18 protein-coding genes are annotated in these 25,405 nt (G+C 62.0%); 12 read left to right on the top strand and 6 right to left on the bottom strand.

The window, feature by feature from the left end; all coding sequences use genetic code 11:
- Position 1 precedes the first annotated feature (1 nt).
- Positions 2-655, top strand: a complete 654-nt coding sequence (locus tag HS101_04235) for a GNAT family N-acetyltransferase (GenBank protein ID MBE7505477.1) — start codon at positions 2-4, stop codon at positions 653-655.
- Here HS101_04235 and HS101_04240 read toward each other — a convergent pair.
- Positions 652-3,333, bottom strand: coding sequence for a hypothetical protein (locus tag HS101_04240; GenBank protein ID MBE7505478.1), 2,682 nt, complete (start codon positions 3,331-3,333; stop codon positions 652-654). The two genes, HS101_04235 and HS101_04240, sit on opposite strands and share 4 nt — an antisense overlap.
- Positions 3,334-3,629: 296 nt before the next feature.
- Between HS101_04240 and HS101_04245 the strand changes: the two genes are divergently transcribed.
- A complete protein-coding gene (locus HS101_04245; protein MBE7505479.1) occupies positions 3,630-3,908 on the top strand; it encodes a hypothetical protein in 279 nt (92 codons plus the stop codon).
- 480 nt (positions 3,909-4,388) lie between these two features.
- Entirely contained in the window at positions 4,389-5,171 is a 783-nt protein-coding gene (locus HS101_04250; GenBank protein ID MBE7505480.1) for a sigma-70 family RNA polymerase sigma factor, read from the top strand.
- Positions 5,172-5,286: 115 nt separating this feature from the next.
- Here HS101_04250 and HS101_04255 read toward each other — a convergent pair whose 3' ends face one another.
- Positions 5,287-6,018, bottom strand: coding sequence for a methyltransferase domain-containing protein (locus HS101_04255; GenBank protein MBE7505481.1), 732 nt, complete (start codon positions 6,016-6,018; stop codon positions 5,287-5,289).
- 413 nt (positions 6,019-6,431) lie between these two features.
- Here HS101_04255 and HS101_04260 point away from each other — a divergent pair, with 413 nt between their 5' ends.
- Positions 6,432-6,839 (top strand): hypothetical protein, encoded by a 408-nt coding sequence (locus HS101_04260; protein ID MBE7505482.1) that lies wholly within the window; start codon positions 6,432-6,434, stop codon positions 6,837-6,839.
- Positions 6,840-6,853: 14 nt separating this feature from the next.
- On the opposite strand, the gene HS101_04265 is transcribed toward HS101_04260, so the two are convergent.
- Entirely contained in the window at positions 6,854-7,615 is a 762-nt protein-coding gene (locus HS101_04265) for an MBL fold metallo-hydrolase (protein ID MBE7505483.1), read from the bottom strand.
- 244 nt (positions 7,616-7,859) lie between these two features.
- On the opposite strand from HS101_04265, the gene HS101_04270 reads away from it, so the two are divergent.
- From HS101_04270 to HS101_04280, 3 genes are all read left to right on the top strand, one after another.
- The gene (locus HS101_04270) at positions 7,860-9,647 is read left to right on the top strand and encodes a hypothetical protein (GenBank protein ID MBE7505484.1); all 1,788 of its coding nucleotides are present in this window, start codon (positions 7,860-7,862) and stop codon (positions 9,645-9,647) included.
- A gap of 81 nt (positions 9,648-9,728) precedes the next feature.
- Entirely contained in the window at positions 9,729-11,201 is a 1,473-nt protein-coding gene (locus HS101_04275) for an AMP-binding protein (GenBank protein ID MBE7505485.1), read from the top strand.
- A 312-nt stretch (positions 11,202-11,513) separates the two neighbouring features.
- A complete protein-coding gene (locus tag HS101_04280) occupies positions 11,514-11,864 on the top strand; it encodes a PilZ domain-containing protein (protein ID MBE7505486.1) in 351 nt (116 codons plus the stop codon).
- A gap of 36 nt (positions 11,865-11,900) precedes the next feature.
- Here HS101_04280 and HS101_04285 read toward each other — a convergent pair whose 3' ends face one another.
- Positions 11,901-13,235, bottom strand: a complete 1,335-nt coding sequence (locus HS101_04285; protein ID MBE7505487.1) for a matrixin family metalloprotease — start codon at positions 13,233-13,235, stop codon at positions 11,901-11,903.
- Between the two features lie 578 nt (positions 13,236-13,813).
- Between HS101_04285 and HS101_04290 the strand changes: the two genes are divergently transcribed.
- Both HS101_04290 and HS101_04295 read left to right on the top strand, forming a co-directional pair.
- Positions 13,814-16,261, top strand: a complete 2,448-nt coding sequence (locus HS101_04290) for a hypothetical protein (protein MBE7505488.1) — start codon at positions 13,814-13,816, stop codon at positions 16,259-16,261.
- A 156-nt stretch (positions 16,262-16,417) separates the two neighbouring features.
- On the top strand, positions 16,418-17,842 hold the full coding sequence (locus tag HS101_04295) for an excinuclease ABC subunit UvrC (protein ID MBE7505489.1): 1,425 nt from the start codon (positions 16,418-16,420) through the stop codon (positions 17,840-17,842).
- A 21-nt stretch (positions 17,843-17,863) separates the two neighbouring features.
- Here the strand turns inward: HS101_04295 and surE are convergent, their stop codons facing one another.
- The gene (gene surE, locus HS101_04300; GenBank protein ID MBE7505490.1) at positions 17,864-18,634 is read right to left on the bottom strand and encodes a 5'/3'-nucleotidase SurE; all 771 of its coding nucleotides are present in this window, start codon (positions 18,632-18,634) and stop codon (positions 17,864-17,866) included.
- A gap of 102 nt (positions 18,635-18,736) precedes the next feature.
- Between surE and HS101_04305 the strand changes: the two genes are divergently transcribed.
- Both HS101_04305 and HS101_04310 read left to right on the top strand, forming a co-directional pair.
- A complete protein-coding gene (locus HS101_04305; protein ID MBE7505491.1) occupies positions 18,737-20,650 on the top strand; it encodes a tetratricopeptide repeat protein in 1,914 nt (637 codons plus the stop codon).
- On the top strand, positions 20,647-22,536 hold the full coding sequence (locus tag HS101_04310) for a tetratricopeptide repeat protein (protein ID MBE7505492.1): 1,890 nt from the start codon (positions 20,647-20,649) through the stop codon (positions 22,534-22,536). Before HS101_04305 ends, HS101_04310 begins: the two co-directional genes overlap by 4 nt.
- A 12-nt stretch (positions 22,537-22,548) precedes the next feature.
- Here the strand turns inward: HS101_04310 and HS101_04315 are convergent, their stop codons facing one another.
- Positions 22,549-23,325, bottom strand: a complete 777-nt coding sequence (locus HS101_04315; GenBank protein MBE7505493.1) for a DUF502 domain-containing protein — start codon at positions 23,323-23,325, stop codon at positions 22,549-22,551.
- A 235-nt stretch (positions 23,326-23,560) separates the two neighbouring features.
- Between HS101_04315 and HS101_04320 the strand changes: the two genes are divergently transcribed.
- On the top strand, positions 23,561-25,402 hold the full coding sequence (locus HS101_04320) for a hypothetical protein (GenBank protein MBE7505494.1): 1,842 nt from the start codon (positions 23,561-23,563) through the stop codon (positions 25,400-25,402).
- The last annotated feature ends 3 nt before the right edge of the window (positions 25,403-25,405 follow it).

Below are 25,405 nucleotides of genomic sequence, written 5' to 3' on the forward strand. Positions count from 1 at the left end.
AATGGAATGCCCTCACGACGATCGGGCTAATGTGGCCGTCCCGCCGCCTGTTGAGGCAAGCTGCGCTTCGGGCGCGTTCCTGTCTCAATTTACTTCGAGCTACGCAGGGACGGCGGCTTCCTGGGTTCGATCGGAATCCGAGCTTGCATGGCTGGCCCCGGGAACTTCCTGGCCTTTGACGGCGGACAAGGTGCTGGCCTGGGGCCAGGAGCGGCGCGAGCGATTTCTGCTGTGGAACGGGCGCGACGGATTTCCGATCGGTTACGCGGAACTGAATGAGATGCCCAAGACGCGGGATCAACTGTGGATCGGTCATTTCATGCTCGATCCCGCGCGGCGCGGCTGCGGCTGGGCTGTGCGGTTTGCCCAGGCGCTGATTGCACGGGCATTTGTTGAGCGGCAGGCGACGGACGTGCTGCTGGTTGTCGTTCCGGACAACGATCGGGCGATCCGCTGTTACCAGAGGGCCGGTATGATCGATCAGGGGCAGGAGCGCAAGCACTTCAAAGCAACCCGGCGCGACTTTCTGTTCAATCGCATGGCGATCAGCCGAGGCAGATTCAGGAAACTGGCAGGGCTCGGGCAACTTCCCGATATCCCCCTTCCGATTCGCGGACGGCCCGCTGCCGAGGTTTCTTCGCAGGCGGCGGTCTAATCAAATTTCAAGACTTGATTGCACTTCAGATCGCCGGAGATCGACTCGGTGCAGATGCGAATGGGGTGATTGCGGACCTTCGCGCCGTCATCGATTCGGAACTCTCGAAGGGTGGATTCGCCATCGCCCAGGCTGAGGATGACGCGCGTCTGGCGGCGATCTTCCTGATAGAGCAGACTCGACCGCAGATTGAGGGGATGACCGGATCGATTGGTGAGACGCTGGATGATGTGCAGGCTCCCTTCCTCGGCTCGGGCCAAGACGCTGACGTCGAGCCCCGGACAGACCACTTCAACGGGGGCGCGAAAAACGATGTCTCCGCCTTCTCGACTCAGGCGAGCGGCAAAGGTATGGGGGCCGATGGAGTGGTTGGAGGGCAACTGGATATAGAGATCGAACCTGGCTTCCTCGCCGGGCCCCACGTCGAGCGCGACGCTTTCCGGGGTCATTCTCCAGAAGGCCGGCGGATCGAACTTGAGGATGCCGGAGAGCCGGACGTCGTAATGGTTTTTGATTCGAAGCGTCGTTTTGTTCTTCTCAAGTTGAACACGGACGCTGGGTGGCTCAAGGGCGAAGGACGACATGGTGAGAACACGACCTGCCTCGGCGCCGGTCAGGAAGCTCGGCGTGACATCGAAACGGCAGGCACGGCCGGTCGAGCCTTGCTCGGGATTCAGCTCGTTGAGCCAGAGGTCGTAGTGTCTTGATTGCGGCACTGCGTCGGTCATGACGACGCCGGGCGCGCGGGACCGGCCGTCGGTCCAGGCCGCAAGGACGCCGTTTGTGGAATCGGAATCGCCAAAGTACCAGCCGGTAACACCATGATCCAGCCAGATCGGCGCGATGGGCCGGCGATCGCCGAGTATCCGGGCAATCGTGCTGAGGACGATAAACGATTCGTCCGGGACGACGCCTTCCGAGGATGATTGGCTAATCAACCACGGCTGCGGCATGAAGACCATTTCCGCTCCGGCGACACGGGCAAGGATGAGCCTTCGGGCGATCTGCGAGAGCCGGGCGATGCGATCGAATCTTACGGAATCAAGGTCGTCGAGCGTCACCCAAAGGGCAGGCTGGTCTTTACCTTGAGGCCGGGTCAACTGATCGACGAGTTGATCGGCGGTGAAGTGCGCCGGGACGTTGACGGAAAAGACGTCGGGCATGGTCGATGTACCGGACGCGTCGGACCAGGCGACGCCGGCATCCTGCGGGATGATGATTCGCGGGGATCCGACAAGGGGTTTTAGCTCGGCCTTAAGATGCGTCAGTGCTGCATTGAGCGTGTCGGCGCCGGCCAGCGGGTCGGGCGGGGTGCGGCCGATTTGCCAGGCGTTGACTTCCTCGCCATATCGCGCGAGCAAGAAGGACAGGTAGGGCCGCCACTGGTCCGGCGAAGCTGACAACACGTCGAAAACGGAATGTCCAGGATGGCCGAATTGTTCGAGGAGGCTCGGGGGGGGACGATCCAGCGTCCCGACGGTTTGAATGCCGGCGCGGCGGAGCGTTCGGACAAGTGCGTCGGCGGCTGGATCACCGGTGACGATATCTTCATCACGCATACCCTCGCGCCACAGCGGGATTCTCGCGGCCTGGACACCGAGGAGACGGGTCAGGCGGGCGCTGATCTTTCCGTGCGACGGCGCGGCGGGATCGGTGATCACGCCGAAGCCGGTGAGGGAATCTGACTTGTCAGTCGGCACATCGCCGAGGCGGACAAACTTCTGCAGCCGATCGAGCAGCGTTTTGCCGTCGGAGCGGACGTTGAGGCGCAGCGAGTAGAGACCGGGGGGAAGATCGTCGAAGCAGATCGTCTCTGGGCGAGCGCGCAGTTTGCCGATCTGCATTTTTCGCGAGCTGAGCATCCGGCCGTCGGCGTTCGTCAATTCGAGATCGGCCTGGAGACCGCGGCCGTCGAGATCGCTGACGCCGGCCAGGCACTCAACGGGGGTATCCGCCGGGAATACGTTGCCGACGGCCTTCATGGACAAGGTGGCCCGTGGGCGGCGGACGATTCGGATGTCGTCGAACCATGCCGTCGCGTGGATGTCCTGATAGTCGATGGGCCGGGGATGGTCGGGATCGGCGACCGGCGCGTCGGCCTGTTCCACATGAACGGAGAGGCCGATCCATCGGGCGAGTTCGAAGCCCGCGGGAATCTCGATCGTTACCTGAGTCCAGGGCTCGTCCTTGCCTGCGCCTTGCACGTCCGCCGAGCGGCGTTCGCTGTCGTTGATCTTGTTGAGGGCGTGATCGAGGAAATAGACCTTGATGAAAGCACGGGCGCGGCGGAGCTGTGAGGGCTTGATCCACCCGGTGATTTCATAGTCGCAATCTGGATGGATGCTGATGTCGCCTGCGAGGTAGTAGCAGGCGAGGCTTCCGCCGGTGAGCGGCAGCATGAAGGACGGCGGCGCGTCGTGGCCGACGTTCATGTCGAACTTTGGCTCGAGGAATCGCGGATAACGTATGGCGTTAAGCTGTCGCCATCCCGCGGGCATGGATTCGTAGTTGCCGATGGCGCGCTCGTCGAAGTCGAACTCCTTCGTGAGTCGGTCACGAATCTTCGACGAGACAAAGCTCTGCCCGGCTGAGTCGTCTCGCCGGGACGGGGCCGTGGCGGCGTCGGGTGCGGTCGGCCCGAGGAGAAGCAGGAATGCGGCTATGAGATACTTAATCAAGCCGGGTTGCCTCCGATGAAGTGCCAGTTGAAACGAACTGATCGCCCTGCTGTCCGGGCCCTATTTTCCACATTGGTTTTATCGTGACGATTCGGTGAGCGGTTAAGGTTCGCTGCGATCAAGCGAGTGCTGCCGCATGTCGGCAATTCCGATCGTGGAAAGGTGTCATTAGCGTCCGATATTGCACAGGTCGCGGGCATGTGGCAGGTTCCGTCATGCGTGACAATGCGCAGAGGCGATACCTACTCCGGAGGCGATTGGAAATGCTTCGCACATCGCATTCGTAAGGACGTCTTATGACCTGCCGAAACAGCCGGAAATTCAGCAATTTCAAAAGGGGGCTGCTCCTCACGTGTCTTCTCGTCTCGTCCATGGGGATGGACTGTCTCGACAGCGACATCGCCAAGCGATTCAGGGAGGTTGCCGGCCCGGGCATTACGGAGGGATTCTCCTCGGCGGTCACGGACCCGGATAACGCGGAAGCTGGTTTTCGAGATGTCGGCGCGGCGATCCTGGAGGGATTGGGAGGCGTTTTCAACCCACGGACTCCCTCTTCACAGGGCGATTCCCGCTGATTTCCGGCAATTTTTGCCGATTATCCCTCTTACGGCATCAGAATTGCACATCCGAAAAAGTCGGCGTCACGTCGCGCGAGCGCGGAGCATCCAATCAATGGACGGGAGAAGCGCGCCTGGATGGCTGTGAGCCGCCGCCGAGCATTGGCGTGGAATCGCATGTTCGGGGCTTAGTGTCTGCGCGATCGTTACTTAGATACAGTGCCGTTACAAAGGAACGCGAATTGCGACCGTTCATCATGGGTAGTGATCGTGCGGTTTATTCCACCCCGACGGTCGGATAAATCGCAGAATGCTGGAGAACTATTTGCGAGAATTTCGGTATACAAGGTTAGGCATCGCGTAGTTGTAAGTACGAGCTTTTGCCCCCCAGCGTGAACCCTGTAGATCGATTGGCGCCCATACCGCCAGAAAGAGGCCAGACGAGAAATGCTTCGTGTAACGACCAAATTGTCAGACCGCCGCTCCCTTCAGAAGTGGATGGCTCCACCGCCATACATCATGAACGCGGAGTTGAAGCGCCGCGGGACCGAGGAACGGCTCTTCGCGGAATGGCCCGGTCCGGCTGAAGGTTCCGGTCGCGTGACCTATCCGGAGGAGACGCTTCTTTTCAAGCAGCTCCACTATTGCGGTTACCGACTCAGCAAGATGTATCAATCCGCGCATCGCTCGCCGCGCAGCGTTTCCCCGCGCCTTTATGCGAAGTGGGTCGCGCGATATCACCAGATTCGCACCCGACTGACCGAGGGCAACCTCGGCTTGGTCTACGATCTCATCGGGCGAAGCCGATTCGAGATTCTCGATCGTGAGGAAATGGTGAGCGAAGGCATGATGGCGATGCTTCGGGCCGTGGACACATTTGATCCGTGGCGCGGCTTCCGCTTCAGCACTTATGCATGCAACGCCATCCTGCGGGCCTTTTCGCGTGCCGCACTTCAGGATTCCAAGCGCCGGTCAAAGATCGCCGGCCCGTGGGACCCGGAGTTCGAGGAGAGCGACTTTCCCAACAGCCGTCGCGAGGATCAGCGGGCCCTGCTGGCCGAGCGGCTGCAGCGCGTGTTCCGGCTGGACAATGCCGACCTGACCGATGTCGAGAAGACGGTCCTGGCCCGCCGGTTTCCGGTGGATTCGCGACGCCAGCGCCAGACTCTTGAAGAAATCGGCCGTCAGATGCGGGTCAGCAAGGAGCGCGTACGGCAGATTCAGCTTTCCGCGATCGGTAAACTTCGTCATGCACTATCCGAGGACGAAGTCCTTCGATAACACCGGTACAGATGTTCCTTTCTTCTTCTGAGACCCGCCGCGCCACGTGCCCGGCGGGTCTTTTTTTTTTGATGAATGCAGATGTCTCGCGGAAAGCGGCCAGGGGCAGCAGATTCTAGGGTCTGACTGCTTCGACGAGGTAATCCAACGCCGCACCGAGCGGGTAGCTCGTTCGCAGGGGCATCCTCGTGACTCGGCGAATCCAGCGGTTGTAGCGGCGCATCCACTCATTCGGAATGATCCAGCGATCGCAGACGCGATAAACCAGCGGCCAGACGAGGTTGCAGGAGTAGATCGCGCGGATCGGCATCTCGCATTCGGCGAATCGGCGGGAAAGATCGCCAATGGTCAGGCTGTTACCACAGGACCAGTTGGGTTGCGGTCGTGACTTGCGGCTCATGGCCTGGATGCGCGAATACGGCGAGTCGGCGTTTGAGGTGCTGAAGATCACACGTCCGCCGGGTCGCAGTACCCTGCGGAATTCACGCAGGGCTTGCAGCGGGTCGCGGAAAAGATAAAGCGTCTTGTGGCAAAGGACGGTGTCGACTGAGGCATCGCCCACTGGGAGACATTCGCCGCTGGCGACCACGGCGTTGTGACCCGCGGCGCGAGCGATACTGACCGAGCACGGCGACAAGTCCACGCCGATGGGATGCACGCCGCGCCTGGCCAATGCGGTCATGTACGATCCGCGGGCGCATCCCACGTCGAGGACGCGCTCTCCACTCCGCCAGGAAATCTCGTCCAGTAATGCCTGATCCAACTCTTCGTGGATGAAGGTGGGCAGCGACGGCGTCCGAAGCTCGCGCCACTCCCATCGGGCACGGTCGGCGATTCGTCGCATCATCGACGGGGGGCCGACACGGTCCCTTTTCGGTGCGGAGGGGCGATCGGGATGGGGGCGATTCAGCAGGAACATGGGGCCTCTGGGAAACGAGTTATCCTCAAGGATATCGGCGGGCCGTGTTTCGCGAATGCAACATGATGTTCGCGGACCACTCGACGATAAGCGCCTGATTTTGCACTGGTTGCGATTCCCGTGTGGCGACTGAGTGGCCCCATGGTCGGCGCGGCGGAATAAACGGACTTCCGGCAGCGGCACCCTCCTTTTTCGCTCCACCCCCACCCAAGCTGCTTGTCTCCACTGCACTTACGCCGGACCGGGGCCCAACTTCATCACACGCAGGCCCTCGGCGGCACATGGCGTGCATCTCTTCACGGGCATAGGGGAAAGCTACTTTCAACGTGGGGGGACCGGGCGTGCGGATTCACGCGCATCATTTTATTGCCGAAGGGCCTCGCGTTTTCTATGCGAGGTCGTGCTTCGGCATCCCGCTGGCGGCGGGGCGAGTCTGGCTGCCGCACCCATTCTGGTCAACGCATTTGCAGCCGCCGGGGGCGGGCTGCAGCGCGAGCATGAACACCGTCTCCACCGCGCGGGCCGTCGAGCCGTCGGCTTATGTCGAACTTCGGGCGCTGGAAGTGGCCAAGGGGGAAGTCGCGACGGAATCAAATGGCGCTGCGAAGACCGGCGGCGCGTCGTGGGTGAAGCGCTTCTGGCCGTTTCGCTGGCCGACGCAGGCGAGCAATCTCGGCCCGGTCCAGCCGGAGCGTATTCCCGGCAGCAGCCCGAGCGGTCCGGGGCAATATATTGATATTCTCATCTGAGGCTCGGCCGTTCATCAAACTTCCAGCATCGGCCCGGCCTCGTAGCGCGAGGCGACGTGGACGTTTAGCATCTTGCCGACTCTTTTCTGTGTCGCGTCCAGCGCGAGCTGCGGGCGGTTGTTCTGCTCGCTGAGGTGGGCGACGGCGACCCATTGCATCTTTCGCCCGATGCAGCCCGCCGCGAGTGTCGCCGCCTCGTCATTGGACAGGTGCCCGCGATCGCCGGAGATGCGCCGCTTGAGCTGCTCGGGGTACCAGCCGTTCATCAGCATGTCTGTGTCGTAGTTGCTCTCCAGATAGGCGGCGTCGGCCTGCTCCAGGGCTTCGGCGAGGCCGAGAAAGGGCGAACCGAGATCGGTGAGAATGCCGAGCTTACGTCCGTCGTGCTCGATCATGAAGCAGACCGTGTCGATGCCGTCGTGCGGCGTGGGGATGGTCTGCACCTTCACATCGCCGAATGTCAGACACTCGCCGGGCACAAACCGCCGCACGTCCTTGAGCATGCCGACCTTGGGCCGCACGGATCGGTACACCCGCTCAGTCATATAGATGGGGATACCGAACTTCCGCTGAAAGATGCCCGCGCCCCTGGTGTGGTCCCAATGGTCGTGCGAGATGATCAGGGCCTGCACGTCGCGGATGTTGCGATTGCGGGTCTTCATGCGCGTCTCGGCCTGTGCCCCGGAGATTCCGGCGTCGAAGAGCAGCCGCGCGCCGTCCGCCTCGACATAGATGCAATTGCCGTTAGACCCGGATTGTATGGAAAAGGTACGCATCGCTACCGCCAATATACCCGCAGGCCGGGCGGCAAGGAAAAGTTAAAAAAAGGCCCACTGAGGGCCACATGGCAGCCGCTGCGGCGGTGTGACGTGAATCACCGCGACGGAATCGCCGATGAGTAAATGGCTGAGTCGGAGTCCGGCGAGCGAGTACAATTCATACGCCAGATGCCCGACCACGGATGGAAGGCCTGGGCAGCCGATTTCACCGGCGAACGCGACCGGAAGGCAGGAGCAGCAGATGTTGAACGTTGTTCACGTGACGCACGAGGCGGTAGTCAAGATCGGAGGCATCGGGGCGGTCCTGGAAGGGCTGATTACCTGCCCGGCCTATGTCGATGCCGTTCACCGGACCCTGCTGTTGTGCCCGCTGTGGTCGACCGATGGCGATGTCGATTCGCGGCTGGGCCCGGAGGGCGAGGTGCAGTATTCGTCGATCGACGGTCGCACGTCGCATGCCCTGGCCGACGCATTCCGCGGCATCCAGCAGAAGTACCACGTGGAAATCGTCTATGGCCATCGCATGTTGCGCGACCCGATCACCGGGGCCATCGAGCGTCCCGAGATTGTTTTGATCGACGTCAGCCGCACGGCGCCCGAGCACGTCAACGCCCTGAAGTTCCAGTTCTTTGAGAGGTACGGGATGGACTCCACGCGCTTCGAGGGGAGCTGGGAGTACGAGCAATGGGTCCGTCTCGCCAAGCCGGGCCTCGCCGCCGTCCGGGCGATCTTCGGCTGTGGAGCGGGGCATCCCGACTGTGTGGTCATCGGCCACGAGTTCATGGGCCTGCCGACGGCGCTGGCCGCGAAGCTGCACCCGGAATGGAACATGCGCGGCGTTTATCATGCTCACGAAGTGCCGACGGCGCGAAAGATCGTCGAGGAACATCCCGGCCACGACATGATGTTCTACAACGTGCTGGACCATGGGGCGGCCGAAGGAAAGTATCTGCCGGATGTTTTTGGCGACTATTCCGGTTACTACCGACATGCCCTGGCGGAAAACAGCCGCCATCTCGACGTGACGCTGGCGGTGAGCGACCTTGTGGCGAGAGAGCTGCGCTTCCTGTCACCGGAAATGGCTCATTCGAACATCTGCGTCGCCTACAACGGAATTCCCGCCAATGAAAACGCGGCGACCGAGGCAGCGACGAGCAAGGCGCGGCTTCAGCAATATGCCGAGCATCTGCTGGGCGACCGGCCCGATTACATTTTCACGCACGTCACCCGCCTGACACCGAGCAAGGGCATGTGGCGCGATCTGTTGGTGATGAAGTACATCGAAGAGGCATTTCGCTCATCGGGCAAGACGGCGGTACTGTTCGTTCTGTCGACGGAACTGGGGGGACCGCGCCGGCGCGAAGACATCCTCCGCATGGAGCGGGAGTGGGACTGGCCGGTCGGACATCGCGAGGGTGCGCCGGACCTCTCACACGGAGAGGTCATTTACTTTGGGGGCGTGCAGGGGTTCAATGCCCGATCACGCAATTGCAAGGTCGTTTTCATCAATCAGTTCGGCTTTGAGCGAAGGCTTTGCGGCGATCGGATGCCCGCGGACATGCACTTTTCGGATATCCGCAAGGGCAGCGACGTCGAATTCGGCCAGTCGATCTACGAGCCGTTCGGCATCGCGCAACTTGAGGCGCTGTCGTTTGGTTCGATCTGCGTGATGAGTCGCGCTTGCGGCTGTGCCGGGTTCGTGGAGCGCATCGCCGGCCCCAACGGGACGCCGAACGTCATCGTCGCCGACTATTCAGGCTATCGCGCCGAGCCGGACACGATCGAGGCCTACCAGGCGATAACCGGCCACGATCGCGAGGTGTTTGAAGATGAAGTGGCGCGTCGCGCGGCAAAGGAAATTCTATCGCGGTTGCCGACCACCCGTGAAGAGAAGGCCGCATTCGTGCGACGAGGCTATGAACTGGCCGACCGCATGAGCTGGGATGCCGTTGCACGGGAGATGATTCTGCCGGCACTCCACAAGATCACCGCCGGGCCGTCGGTTCGCGTGGCTCAAGTGTCCTCGTAGCGATATCGGTTCCACTTTTGCCGATCGGCCTGCGCTATTAACATCCTCGCTGCGTCAGATGCGCATCTGGAGGCGGCAGGCATGATTGTCGAAACACTCTTGGCGGCGGCGGAGCGAGGGGGATCGCGTCCGGCGGTGGCCGATCCGCTGCTCTCGCTGGATTACGCCAATCTTGTGCGATTCGCCGACGTGATGCGCCGGCAGATTGAATCGCAGACCAAGAACCCGCACGTCGGAATTCTCATGCCGTCCTGCGCCGCGTTCGCCGGCACGTTTTACGGCGCGCTTTGGGCTGGCAAGACCGTCGTCCCGCTTAATTTCCTGCTCCAGCCTGCCGAGGTCGCCGCCGTCGTGCGCGATGCCGGGCTGGATACCATCTACACCGTCAAGTATTTCGCGGAATTGGCCGCCGCCCTGCCTGCCAAGGCGGTCTTCATGGAGGACCTGCCGGTCAAGCGGGAGATGATCATGGGGCGCATCCGGCGCACGCCTCCCCCGCCTCGTGTGAGCCCGGATGACACCGCCGTCCTGCTCTACACGAGCGGAACCAGCGGCGTGCCAAAGGGTGTCTGCCAGACCTATCGCAATCTGCGCAGCGACATTGATGGGGCCATTGAATTGGCCCAGCTCAAGACGGATCACCACTTTCTGGGCGTTCTGCCGCTGTTTCACAGTTTCGGCGTGACAGCGATGTTGATGGTTCCGGTGTCGCTCGGCTCGTCGGTCTATTATCTGCCGCGATTCAATCCGACGCAGGTCATCGACACCATCCGCCAACAGGAGGTCGGCGTCACCATGATGATCGCCAGCATGTACGCCGCCCTGCTGCGCACCAAGACCGGCGGGCCCGAGGACATGAAGACGCTTGAATATGCAGTCAGCGGCGGAGAAGGCTTGCCGGATGCCGTTCACGCCGCATTCAAGGATCGGTTCGGTGTCGACATCATTCAGGGTTACGGCATGACCGAGGCGTCTCCGGTGGTCAGCCTCAACGTGCCGTGGTCGAATCGCGTCGGCACGGTCGGCAGGGCTATTCCCGACGTCAAGGTGGCTGCATTCAGCGATGACGGGCAGGAGCTTCCCATCGGTGAGATCGGCGAGCTTCGGGTTTCCGGCCCGATCGTGATGAAGGGCTACTACAAAAAGGAAGACGACACCCGCGCGGCGATCACGCCGGACGGCTGGTATCTGACCGGGGACATGGGGAAGGTCGACGCCGATGGGTATATCTCCATCACCGGTCGAAAAAAGGAGATGATCATCGTCGGCGGTGAGAATGTGTATCCGCGGGAGATCGAGTCGGTCATCGAGCGGCACCCCGCCGTGGCCGAAGTCGCGGTGATTGGTCAGCACGATGCTTCGCGCGGCGAGGTGGTGGTGGCGTTCGTGACGCTCAAGGAGGGCCAGGCCGCGACCGAGCTGGAGCTTCGCGATTTCTGCCGCGACAAGGTCGCCGGCTACAAAGTGCCCCGGCGAGTCGTCATCGCACAGGACCTGCCGCGCGGACCCACGGGCAAGATTCTCAAGCGCAAGCTCGCGGACCTCCTCGGCTGATCGACGATTTACACTGCGCATGGGGAAAGCGGCAACGAACGGTTCATTTCGTGATGTCGAATTCGCGCCGGCGCGTAAGGTCTGATCTCACCGCGTGATAGGCCGTCCCGCTTCGTCACTCAGGCGAATTCTGCGTGGCGAAAAAACAACGTGATCGGACGAACGATCCCTCCCGCAAACGCGACAGTGAAACTCTTTAAGCAATTGGCCGATCAGCGATTAGACGAGGAATCACACGCCGTGAGACAAGACCCTGGCATCCCTGTTGCGAAAGATCGGTCGAGGGAAGCGTCCGGGGTGGAGCGAAGGCCTTTGAGCGAGCTTGAAACAGGCGCCATCAGCGAGGACGAGCGACGCCAACATCGCCGCATGAGCATCCGCCTGCCTGTGGAGCTGCAGGCGCCGCGCGAGTCGCGCCCGCATATCGTCAGGACGATCACCCAGAACGTCAGCACCGGCGGTCTGTACATTGAGTCGGACGCTGAGGACTTTGCGGCCGGCGAGGTGCTGGACGTGGCCCTGACGCTTCCGGCGGCCGAGGGCGTCTCGTCGTATCCCACCAGGGCCCGCACCCGAGCCCTGGTCCTGCGCGTCGATTCTCTCGATGACCGGTCGCGCTTCGGTATCGCGGCGCGATTCGTTGAGCGCCTCCGCATGGGCTGACTCACACGATCGCGGGGAGGGTGTTCCAACTAAACTCTAGTGATGGGCATCCGCATCGGTCGCGGGTGCGTGGGCGCACTTGCCGCACATGCTGATCGCAATATCACCGAGCGCCGGATCGATGCCAACCGCATCGGCCGGCATCCAGTCCTGCATCCGCCAGCGAGCGCTCGTTCCATTGGGATTCAACCCGACGTTGAGCGTTAACAGGTCAGTACCGCTTTGCCAGCCGATCGGAAAGACGGCCAACTCCAGCCGGCTGCGGCGGTAGGTCTCATCGATTTCGAGAATCTGCCGCGCCGTGGCGGCGGTGGACATCACGTCGAGCGATTCGCTCGTGTGCTCGAGGCCCAACAGGTGCCCCAGCTCATGGGCGGCGATGTTCGAAAGGGCCAGCGCGACCGCCTCGGCACTGGGCTGAAGCCCCTCAAAGAGCTGAAGGTCCTCGGCAAAGATGATCGCCTCCTGGGTGGTATACAGGTTGCCGGTGTCGACGCTGTCGGCGAGGCCGAGGTAGGCGGCGTTGTAGTTTCCGAAGTAGAGCTTCGAGTACGGGCCGGTCGGCCGCGCGTCGTATCGTCCGTCAAGGACGACGACGTTGAACGGGGCCAGGTCCCGCTTCAGCAGATCGACCACCATGTCGGTGATGTACGAGGTCTTTCCCGCGAATCGGCTGGAAATCGATTCCGCGCTGAACGGTCGCATGACCTCGATCGGCTCCAGCGCGATCTGCACCTGGTCACCACCTGCGAAATCCAGCCATACGATCTGCTGCGCCGGCGGCCGGACGGCTTGATCAGGCCTGCGGCTCACCTTGATCGTGTACTCGCCGCTGTCGTACTGGCCGGTTGACGATGCGAAGTGGCGAGCCGTGGAGACAGCGACGCCGACGAAGAGATTGTCGGTATCGCGTCGGACGACCTGCGCGATATAGGGGTCGTAATTGCCCGCGTAGAAGCTTCGGTCGTTGTTGGCGTCGATCAGATCTCCGAACTCATCAAACAATGCGGCGACAGTGTTGAGACCGTTCTTTCCGACCACGTCGATGATGATCTGGTCGCCCGCGACGGCCGGCCCCAGGGCGTAAAGGTCGATGTCACTTCGCCCGTCGATCGTCCCCATGATCTCGATCTGTCCGCTGATGGGCAGCGTCGCGGGCTGGGCGCTCTCGAAGTCGCTGTTGACGAATGACTCCTCGTACACGGGGCTCTGCACCGGCGGGAGCTCTCGCGAGTTGTCCCGGGGACGGCGAGCGCCATTGTCCACGTAGGTGAATGGCACCGTGTCACAACCAACCGCGAGGAAGGCGAGAACGAGGATGAAATGGTAGAGCGACGAGCGATCCGCTCGAGGGAGGCGGCGGGGGTGCATGGGGTAATCTCCACGTGCACTTCCAGCGGCCTGCCTCCCTAAGGGCTTGCCGTCACTGGGTTCATCGGCGCGATGGCCTTCAAGAATTTAGCATTCAGACGCAGAAATGACCGACTGTTTTGGGAACCACGCATGATGTCGCATGAGCGTGATTCTTCTCGGCGGGGGATGATTCTCGGTCCAACCTGCCCGCGTGTTTTCGGATGCCATCCCCGGCCGAAACCGAGCGGCGCTGGTGGTCCGAATTTGGCGTGTGCCATTTTCTTGACCGGTTATCTATGTTCCGCAATAATAAGGTGCTTCAATGTGCCGCTCAGGGTCAGCGCGAAGGGCCCGTAATCGGCGCGTCGGGACCGGTGGGGTCCCGTGAGTCCGCCTGCCAGAATGATTGTCAGCATGCCTTCCAGGGCGTCCATAGGAGACGCCGCCTAAGCCCAAGGCTCCGACGTTGGTCCGTGGAGAATCGCGGCAACGTGAAAGCACCGATCGATCCTGGCCCGAAGCCGCAGTTTGAGGGCGATCGATCCGAAGAAGAACCGCGGAGGTTTCTCATGACCGGTCATGTTCGATCCATACGAATGAGTCTCGTAATCGCGGCGATGGTGTTGTCCGCCTCGCTGATGTCGACGCCGGCCTGGGCATGGGACCTCACCGAAGACATGGTGGGGCAGGATGAAGCCGCCTGGACCGCCTGGGAAACGGCGGCCAAGGCCCTTGAGCGCGACGAGAAGGACGCCGCCGGGACCGCCTATGACTCGGTCCTTGCGTTAGACCTGTCCGACCTCCGGTTGGCGCTGATGGCCGATCGAACCGGTTCGCTGCGGCTCGAGCAATGGGCCGGCGAGTCGGACGTCCCCGCTTCGGTCAAGACCCTCGTCGAGAAGATCCAGAACGGTCGCAAGCAGAAGGGCCTCGCCGAGGACGGCTGGCACTTTGCGGCGATCGGCCGATTCAAGTATGCCGACGCGAACTTCAAGGCGCTTGTCGAGTCCAGCCCGGACCCCGTCGCGCTGCTAGAACTTTCCCGGCAGAATCCCAATCGCCAGTTGATCCTGATCAAGCTGATCAGCAATGCGGACGTCGGTCCGTCGGCCAAGCAGTTTCTCGAAGTGCTCAACCGCGGCGAAGAGCTGCTGCGAATGGACCCCAACGAGATCGCCGCGAACATTGAGAAACTCGGCGGCCCCCCGCGGATGAGCTACAACGCCACCAACCGCCTCAAGGCCTCTGGTGAATACGCCATCCCGCACCTGATTCAATTTCTTCAGAGCGGTAAAAAGCGTTCGCTGCATCCGGCCATCATTCAGGTCATTCCGCAGATCGGCCGCGCCGGGCTTAACCCACTTTGCATCGCCCTGTCGATGAAGGACAACGTCACCAAGAAGATTCTCATCGATTCACTGGCCCGCATCGGCTACAAGCAGGCACTGCCCTACCTGGCGAAAGTCGCCGAGGACTCCAACGCCTCCGGCGAGTGCCGCGCCGCCGCCCAGCAGGCCATGTCCACCCTCGGCGGTGCCGGGGCCAAGCGGGCAACGCTCTTCCGCGATCTGGCCGAGGGCTACTACGACAATCTCGAATCGCTGAAGGCGGATGCCCGGCGAGATACCGCGAATGTCTGGTATCTCCGCGACAACGAGCTTCGTTTGATTGTGGTGCCGACGGCCGTCTTCAACGACATCATGGCCATGCGATCGTGTGAAGAGGCGCTCGCGGCCGACGCCGACATGCCCGACGTCACGGCGCTGTGGATCGCCGCCAACATCCGCCGCGAGGCGAAGCTGGGCCTGGATGTCGAGAGCGATCAGCCCGATGCGCTGGCCGCGAAGGACTCCACGCGTCCGGAGGATTATCCGCGGTCGATCTACTTCGCCCGCGCGGCCGGCGCGAATTACAACCATATGGTTCTGGCCCGTGCCTTTAAGGACCGTGACCCCGGCGTCGCGCTGGGTGCGATCGCCGCGCTGTCCGACACGGCCGGTGCTTCCGACATGGTCGGGATGGAAGACCTGAAGCAGCCGCTTTCCGCAACGCTCGCCTTCCCCAATCGGCAGGTTCGCATCAAGGCCGCCCTGGCTTTAGGACGCGCCTTGCCCACGACGAGCTTTCCCGGCAGCGAAAACGTCATTCCCGTTCTGGCCGAGGCACTGGCCCAGTCAGGACGCCAGGCGGCGCTGATCGTCGATGCCGACTCCGAACAGGCGAACAAGCTGCAGGCCGTCCTCCGAGCCGCGGGTTTCGAGTGCGCGGTCGGAGAGAATCTCTACGCCGCCCGTGATACGGCTCGCAAGCAGGGCATTACTTCCTATGATCTGATCCTTCTGGCGACTGACATGCAGCGCCCCGATTTGCTGACCGCCGTCGGTGATCTGCGAAAAGATCTGCCGACCTCCGCGACGCCGATTCTCGTCGTGGTTAAGGAGGGCCAGCTCAATACCGCGAATAGCGCCAGCCGCACTGCTGCCGGCGTCGAGTTGCTGCCCGCCGAAATCACCGATCTGGGCGATCCCGCGGAGATCAGCAAGCAACTGATGAATCGCGTCGCTCGGGCGTCGCAGGCCTTGGGCATGACCGGGCTCAGCCGCGATCTGGCCATGAGCCTGGCACTGCGCAGCACCGAGGTGTTGCGAATGATCGGCGAGAGCAATCTCAAGGTCTTCGACTTCTCCCGCGCGACGCCGGCCCTGATCGGCGCTGTTGCCGGCAACTCGGAGGCCCTGCGGGTCGCCGCGGCCCATGCCCTGGCCATCGCCGCCAGCGCCGAAGCTCAGGAAGCCCTCGCGGCCGACGCCCTTAACGCGGATCGCGGACAGGCCGAGCGCATCGCCGTGTTCGGCTCTTTGGCCGAATCCGCCCGGCGAAACGGAAACCTGCTCGGTGCTTCGCGGACGGTCGATCGTCTGATCGAGTTCACCATGAAGGAGCCCGACCTGGTTCTGCGTGCGGCGGCCTCCAAGGCGCTGGGCGCACTGAATCTCGCCAGCAACAAGGCCAGCGAGATCATTCGGGCTCAGTACAACGGCTGATCCGGCGAATTCTCCACGCTACCGGTGGTGTTTTTCCATTTGCGATGAATGGGACCGAGCCGCAATCCGTGTCCATTCCAAGGGCTCGCGCATAGAATCATCTCGATGAGTTCGCAGCCTGAAGAACCGACGCGCCTCGACGGGATTCGTCAGAAAATATCCCACTTCCCGAAGACGCCCGGCGTCTATCTGATGAAGGACGCGAAGGGGCTGGTCCTCTACGTCGGCAAGGCCAAGGACCTCCGCTCGCGCGTCTCTTCGTACTTTCAGGACTCCGCCGATCTTCTCAACACACGCGGCCCCGACATTGCCCGGATGGTGGCGATGGTCGCCGACATCGACTTTCTCGAGTGCGAGACGGAAGTCGACGCCCTGCTCAGCGAGGCACGGCTCATCAAGGACATTCAGCCTCCGCACAACGTCCAGATGAAGGACGGCAAGACATTTCCTTATCTGGAAATCACGACTGGTGACGACTATCCCGGGGTGTTCGTCACGCGGACGCCGCGGCCCAAAGGAAGCAAGCTCTACGGCCCGTTCACGTCAGCCGGTGCGCTGCGCGATGCGATGAATGCTTTGCAGAAGGTCTTTAAGTTTCGCACCTGCGAGCTGGACATCCGCGAGGATGATAACCGCAAGCGGTTCTTCCGGCCGTGCCTGCTGTATTCGATCAACCAGTGCACCGCCCCCTGCGCCGACAAGATCAGCCGCGCGGACTACGCGAAGGACGTCGATCGGCTCAAGCGCTTCCTCGCGTCTAAGCGAAGCGTTCTCATTCGCGAGATGGAAAAGGAGATGAAGCAGGCATCGGAGGAGCAGGCATTCGAGGAGGCGGCCAGAATCCGTGATCGCATCAAGGCCATCAGCGGCCTGAAACTGTCCGGTGACCCCGATGCGGACATTCAGCCCGAGGCCTTTTACATCGACCCGCGCAAGGGGCTCGATCGACTCGCGAAGGTGCTCGATCTGGAACAGCCGCCCCGCGTCATCGAGGGCATCGACATCGCCAATCTTCAGGGGCAGGAATCGGTCGGGTCGCTCGTCTGCTTCATTGACGGAGTCCCGTTCAAGGCGGGCTATAAGCGCTTTCGCATTCAGACGGTCGAAGGTCAGGACGACTACGCCATGATCCGCGAGGTCGTGACGCGACGCTATCGTCATGCCGCTGAGGGTGAGGAGCTTTATCCCGATTTGATTCTCATCGACGGCGGGCTGGGCCAGTTGCATGCGGCGCTGGACGCGTGCGGCGAGATGTTCGTGAAGCCGCCGATGGTCATTTCGCTGGCCAAGCGCGAGGAGGAGATTTACACGCAGGCTCGCAAGGGGGCCATTCGACTGGCACGCAACGACGCGGGATTGCGCCTGTTGCAACAGGTCCGCGACGAGGCCCACCGATTCGCCCAGCACTACCATCACATCCTCCGCCGAAAGCGCCAGTTCGACGAAGACGTGAAAGCAGGACGCCGCCCGCCCGGCAAGGGAAAGAAGGCGAAACAGCCGGAAGTGCCGGTTGAGGAGGAAATACCTGACATCGTCGATCAATTCCCGCCGGATGAAGTCCAGCGTCATCCTGAAGAGTGACCGGCTTCGCCCGATGAAGCATCAATCAAACGATACCGAAGACCACGCCCTGCGGCTTGCCAACGCCATCGCATCCACCGCGGTGAGATTGAATCGAAGCGGCGTCACGCAGACGTATCCCTGCCTGACGACGTGCAGGTCCGTTTCTCCCCCGTCATCCAACTCGCCCCAATCTCCGCCCAGCCAATAGTACTCACGACCGTTTGGATCGGATCGCTTCTCCAGCCGATCGAGCGTCGGGAGCGTGCACTGCGCCGCAACGCGAACGCCTCGCGGGTGATCCGCCTTGAACTCGGGGATATTCACATTCCAGACCAGCCGACTCTCCAGTGAGTCGTTGAACAAATCCTCGATGATGCGACCGGTGATTCTCGCGGCACGCGGATAATCCATATCGCGATACAGCTCCAGCGAAACGGCGACCGCGGGACAACCCAGAATCGCCCCCTCGACCGCGGCCGCGACGGTGCCGGAGTAAAGGACGTGAACCCCGGTGTTCAGGCCCGAGTTGATGCCTGAGACGACCAGGTCGGGCTTTTCCGGCATCAGCGCTCCGATGGCCAGCTTCACGCAGTCGGCGGGCGTGCCTTCAACGCTGGTGCCCCGGAATCGATCATTTACGCTCACCGGCCGCCATAGCACGGGATTGCGGATGGTGATCGCGTGCGAGCCGCCGGATTGAACGTTGGCCGGGGCGACGACCGTCACGTCGTGGTTTCGCTGTAACTCGTCGTGCATGGCAATGATGCCCGGCGCGAAGATGCCGTCGTCATTGGTGAGGAGGATTCGCATGAGTCGAATTGTAGGGGGCTGCCGCGCGGCATACAATTGAGCCGGCCCGTAGTTTTACGGCGATCATGCGCCGTTTCCGGTTGCCTCGCGGATATTCCTTCAATGCCCGATATCAATACCCCAGTCGCCCGGCCCGTTGCATCGCCCAGCGCGGTTCGCGCAATTTGCGCGGCTTTGGCCACGGCGCTGGCCTGCGGCGTTGTCCTGCAGTCCGTCCTCGTTGCGGGCTTTTTGAGCATGGGCGACGGCGCCTATCTGAGGCAGGCGGATCGCATCCGAGCCCTGACCCCGACCGACATACGTGCCGCGTTTTCCACCTACAGCGCCCCTGCTGAGACCGGCGGATACTACCAGCCGCTGGCGCTGCTTTCCCTCGCCCTCGACGCGCGGCTCGCGCCGGATCCTTCGGCGGCGGCATTTCACTTTCACCTGACCAACCTCGCCCTGCACCTGGCGAATGTGCTGATCGTGTTTCATATTCTTCGTCGATTCGGCGCGAGCCTTTGGGTGTGCGCCCTTGGCGGCCTGCTCTTCGGCTTGCACCCCATCCAGCTTGCTTCTGTCGCCTGGGTGTCGCAGCGGGGCACGCTGCTCGGCGCGTTCTTCGCACTCCTGGCGATCAATTGTTACTCCAGGGTCGCCCTCCGCGGTCGGACGGCATGGGTCGTGCCTGCGACGCTTCTCTATGCACTGGCCGTCATGAGCAATCCGCTGCTCATCCCCCTGCCGGTCGTGTTTCTTCTCTTGGACCTTTGGCCCGGCAAGCGTTCGGGGTGGACGCCGATCGTGGAAAAAGCCCCGATGTTCGCCATCTTCGTTATCGCCGCCGCGATTCAGGCCATGGTCCATGCTCGAAGCCCCGGGCAGGTCACGGGAGAACTGGGCAGCTTTGAGGTGCTCGGCGGCAGCCTCGTCTCGTTCGTCGTTCGCATTTTTCAGCCGTCGGCGGTCTCGATTTTCTATCCGGCGGCGCGGAGTTCTCTTTCGTCCGCACACCTGGCGGCGATGGTCGGCGTGGCGGGCGCGATCGTCGTCATCGGCATCTGGTCGTTTCGGCGAAGCCGCCCTGTCTTCACCTGTCTGTGCGGAGCCGTCGTCCTGGTCTGCCCGGCCCTGCTGGACGCCGCCTATGCCAGTTCGCTGCTGGGCGACAAGTACCTTTACATGGTCCTGATCGTGCCGCTCATCGTCATCGCTTCGAGCTTTGACCTGATCGCGCGTCCGGCCCGTCGCCGGCTCTGCCTTTACGCCGCCGCCGCCGCGGTCGCCTTTTGCACCGCGCAGTCATACCTGAAATCATTTACCTGGCTCAGCAGCCGTGACGTCTATGAGGAGACGGTCAGACGATATCCCGCATGGCCCGACGGCTACACCGGGCTCGTCGAGGCGTGGCTTCAGGACGGCGAACTGGACTCGGCCCTGAAATGCGCCGAGCGCGCCGTGCGCATCGCCCCCGAGGATCCCGGCATTCAGTTCTATCTTGGAACGACGCTTCTTCTCCATAAGGATGGACGCAGTGCCGAGGCTGTCGCACCGCTGCGAAAAGCTCTCCGCTCGAACCCGAACTGGATCGCCTGCCTTCAAAACCTCGGCGTTGCACTCGTCAAGAGCGGCCACACTGAAAAGGCCGTCGCCTACCTGGAGCGAGCCCGAGACCTCGATCCCGATTCCGCCGCGATTCGCACCGGACTGGGCCATGCCTATCTGCGTCTTCAGCGGCCGTCCGCCGCGCGGGCCGAATTGCAGATCGCCTTGCGCCATCGAAACGACCCGATCATTCACCTCGGCCTGGCCATGGCGTGGGCCGAGAACGACGCCGACGATCAGGCCCGTCGTCATCTGGCCATCGCCCTGGCACGCGATCCGCATCTCGCGGAGCGGGCAGCGGCGTCACCGGCGCTGAGGCGACTCGGCGGCGAGCAGGAGTTGCTCGACGATCGTGACGTGCGGACGCCGACTCCCCCGCTGGATATTGAGTTGCCCGCTGCGCGTCGGGCGGGCGGGCCGACGGGATGAGGCCCGGTTCTGCGTCACAGGATTGCACGGCATCGCATTCCCAGGAAACGCCGAGTCGCGCCTGGACTCACGCCGCCGTTGTGGCGGCCATTGCGTTTGGCTGCTACGTCCCGTCGTTATCCAGCGAGTTTGTGCGGCTCGATGATTATCAGTATGTGATCGACAATCCACTCGTACGCACGCCAAGCTGGGAGGGAGTGCGGCGGTTCTTTGTTGAGGTGATGAATCCGTCGACGGTGGCAGGCTACTATCAGCCGCTCACCATGCTCTCGCTGTGCGGCGACGCCATGCTCTCCGGCGCGGATGCGGATCGAATTGAGCCGTTTATTTTCCACCTGACCAACGTCGCCCTGCACGCGGTGACGGCGGTGCTGGTGATGTTCCTGCTGCGATCGGTAACCGGCGATCTCAAGTTTTCCATGCTCGGGGCGCTGCTCTTCGCCGTTCACCCGATCCAGGTGGAGTCCGTCGCCTGGATCTCTCAGCGAAAGACCGTGCTGGCGACGCCCCTGGCGATCGGTTCTGTGATTGCGTACCTGCAATGGGGAAGAACAAGGAAGTTGGGTGCCCTCGCCGTTTCAATCGCCCTCTATGTCCTCGCCAATCTCGCAAAGCCGACCGTCGTCCTGCTTCCGCTGATCCTGCCGTTTCTGGATTACTGGCCGCTTCGTCGGCCGCTGGGGAAATGTCTGATCGAAAAGTGGCCGTTTCTCCTCGCGATGGCGCTGTTCACCTGGATCGCACTTGTCAGCCAGTCGCAGTCGGAAGCCAGCCTCAGGGTCGCAAACGTTTTCAGTGGACAGGTCATGGTCCAATGGATCGGCCTGCTTTGTTATGACGTCGTTCTTTATCTGGGCAATCTCGTTTGGCCGCTTTACCTCTCGCCGGTGCGTGCCCTGCCGGACGACTTGTCTCTCTCAAGTGCGCCTATCGCTGTCTCATGTCTGGTCGTGATCTGTCTGGTTGGGCTTTGGCTCTGGTCACGCCGGCGCGCGCCGCCTCTTTTTGTTGGGCTTGCGGCCTTCGCCATCCTACTTTCCCCTGCGATGGGACCGCTCCAATTCGCGGCATCGTGCGTGTCCGACAGGTTTCTCTATCTGCCGTCAATCTTCCTGCTGATGCCACTGGTGTCGGCCTGCGCGCAGGCCGCATCGCGTTACTCGATGCGAAAGAGCGTGATTCAGGTCATGTTCGGGCTTGGCATTGTTGTGATGGCGGCGCTTTGCCTCATCCAGCAATCGGTCTGGGCGGATTCGCGGAGCCTGTGGTCGCGCGTCGAAGAAATGTCGCCTGATGACCCGGTGGCACTGAGTAACCTGGCGATCTTCGATCTGGAGGAGGGCAAGCTCGACGATGCACTCCGTCGCGTCGAACGAGCCGTCAAGGCGGCGCCGAACGATGCCCGATCGCTGCACACCCTGGGCCGCGTTCAGTCGCGGCGCGGCCATGGCGCCAAGGCCGCTGCGCTGATCCGCAAGGCGCTCGAGATCGGCCTGGGACCCAGCCAGGGAATCGGTCATATTTCGCTCTCGCAAGCGCTGATGGTCACCGGGGACGACAACGGCTCGCGCGAGGCTTTCGACAGGGGAATAGAATTCGGCTGCACGCCCGCCATCGTGGCCACGGACATGGCCGATTTCGCCTTGAGCGTCGCACACCGCTTCAATCAGGCTGTCTATTACTACCGGCTCGCGCTGAAAGACGATCCTGAGAATGTCGCGACGCGCTGGAACCTCGGAACGGCCCTGGAGGCGACCGGGGATTCGAACGCGGCCCTTATCGAATATGAAGCGGTCAGGGCCATCTACAAAAAAAATGGCGAGCCCATGCCGGTGAGCCTTACCGATGCGCTTCGAAAATTGAGGCAGAAGCTGGGCCGACCGTGATGGAGCGCTTCTCTACTTTTTTGCCGGCTCCTGGGATTCCCGCGGCTTGCCCAGACTGCCGCGCTCCAGGAAATGAATACTGGGCGGCGCCGCCGCGCCGCCGGAGATGATCGTCGAAAGGCCCATCTGCACGCTCATGTCCGTCGGCGTCACCCGCTCGATGGGCACGAGTTCCATGTAGCCGCTCGTCGGATTCGGCGTCGTCGGGACGAAGACCGTCGCGTACTTCTGTCCGCTTGATGCGTCCTCGATGGTGTTGGTCATCAGTGCGAGTGCCTTCATATTGTCACTCGGGAAGTCGATCAGCACGACGCGCTGCCCCTGATCGCCGTCCTTGCCGCTGCCGGAGAGGGCCTGCACCATCCGTTTGACCGAGGGGTAAACCGTATCGACAAACGGCAGTCGCTCCACGATGTGCTCGACGAGGTCGATCATGCGCCGCCCCACGGCGTTGGTACCCAGCCATCCCAGCAGATAGAGCATGACAAGGGTCAGGACCACCGCGATGAGGCTCTCATACCACGTCACATCGGTGGGGTTGAAAGCCGGCGGCGGAAGGTCCAGCTTGAAGGCCCAGATCACGAATCGGGAAACGAGATTAACCAGATGCGTGCCAACCCAGAGGGCCGATCCATACAGAAGGCTGAGGAGCCACGCCGTGACGCCGAGTGGAATCACCAGCAAGACGCCGGCAACGATTCGGCCGCGGATGGTTTTCGGTGCGACGGATCGCCTGTTCTTGGCGATGTCCGCTTCGACCGTGGTCTCTGGAGTCTGCGGTGGGGTCATTTGCGGCGTCCTTGCGTGTCGAGAGTATATCCAGCCGATCCGAAAAGGGCGAAGAACCGTCCTCTCAGCCCCGCTTGGCAGGAAATCTCAAGGGTCCGATCCGACTTCTTACGTATCTACAAAGGAAAGGTGGCGAATTTCCCCGGCGTGATTGTCCGGCGATTTATAACGATATAATATCCTGACAGGTCTTGGGCGGCGGTTGCTCCGATCACCCCCGCGAAAAGGGTCAACCATGAGCACGATTGAGAAACAGGTCAGAAACGCCCGACACCGCCTGTGGATCAATCGCTGGCTGGGACAATTCGGATGGTCCCTCTTTTTTGGTGCCTGCCTTTGGGCGTTGACGGTTCTGGCCGATCGACTCTTTTCGCTGGGTCTGCCGCTTCGCTGGATCGCAATCACCGGGGGCGGACTCTGCCTCCTGGCATCGTTAATCTGGCTGTTCCGATCGCGAGAACAAAACCTCGCCGCCGCCGTCGCACTGGACGAGTCGGCCGGGCTCAAGGAGCGCGTCTCCACCGCCCTGGCCACGCAGTCCGGGGCTAACGATCCATTCTCTGTGGCCGTTGCCGCCGACGCAGAGCGAAGCGTCACGGGCCTGTCGGCGAAGAAGCTGATCCCGCTCCGCTGGTCCGGCTCTTTGTCCTATGGCTCGATGATGCTCCTCATCGGGTTGCTTCTGCTTCTCCTCCCCGAGTTTGACTTGCTGAAGAAGAAAGAGGCGCAGGCCGGTCTGGACTCCCAGGCTGCGGTCGCGGCCCGGCTTCGTGATGTCGTCGCTCAGCCTGTCTCCGCAATTTCTCAGCTTGCCGAAAAGCAGCAGGACGCCGAACTCGAAAAGCAGATCAAGGCGCTGGAAGAGTCGCTGCGGCCCGATCCGGCGAAGGACCCCGACGTGCTTCGCCGCGAGACGGTCAAGCAGCTCGACAAGCTGCAAGACACGATGAAAGACAAGGCCAACGAGGATCGCTTCAAGGCCCTCGACGAAACCAAGAAACGACTGAAGCAGGCCGCCGAGCAATCCGACCCCAAGGGAGAACTGGGAAAGTTGATCGACAGCCTTTCCGCGGGCGACTTCCAGCAGGCCCAGAAGGAGATCAAAGAGCTTCAGGAGAAATTGGCCAAGCGATCGCGCGACGGCAAGATCGAGCCGAAGCAGGCCGAGGCGCTTCGCAAGCAACTCAACGAAATGGCCAAAAAAATGCAGCAGGCCGCCCAGGATCAGCAGAGCGAACGTGAGATGCAGAACGCCGGCCTCTCCAAGCAGGACATGCAGCGCGTTCTCGACACCCTCGCCAAGAAAGACCCCAAGCAAATCGAAAAACTCGCCAAGGAAATGGCCGAGCGCATGAAGGATCAGGGTGTTACGCAGGAACAACTCAAGCAGATGATGGACAAGATCGCCCAGCGCCAACAGGCCTGCAAGGCGCTCAAGGAGATGGGCAAGAAGTTGGGCGACGCCTCCAAGAAGCTCGAGCAGGGTGACTGCGAGGCAGCCCAGAGCGAACTCGGCGAGGCCGGCGAACAACTCAGCGAGATGGAACAGTTGGAGCAGCAGCTCAACGAGCTTGAGGGCCAGCTTGCGCAGCTCGACGAGGCCCGAAACGGACTCAACGAAGGCGAGGGCAAAGGAGAAGGCGACGGCCAGTGCAAGAGCTGCGGCGGCAAGGGATTCCGCAAAGACGGCGCGCCGTGTCCTCATTGCAATGGAACGGGCGACGGAATGGGCGGCGCGGGTCGAGGATCGGGTAAGCGCGACCGCGCCGAAGGCATCGAGGTCGGCTTCAAGAACTCCAAGGCAAAGGTCAAGACGACCAAGGGCGGCAAGATCATTTCGCAGCAGTTCGTGAAGGGACAGCACCTCAAGGGCAAGAGCGAAGTCGAGTTTTACGACGCCGCGTCAGCCGCTGAGATTGACGCAACTGACGCCCTGAACCGCGATCGAATCCCCCGCGCTTATCGTAAGGGCGTTAAGAACTACTTCGATCGCCTCGGCGATGAATTCAACCCGTCCGAGCCGGCAAAGACCGAACCCCCCGAGCCGAAGAAGGATGAGGCCTCGGAGAAAAAATAATTC

The sequence above is a fragment of the Planctomycetia bacterium genome (assembly GCA_015075745.1).
Classification (GTDB): Bacteria; Planctomycetota; Phycisphaerae; order UBA1845; family UTPLA1; genus UTPLA1.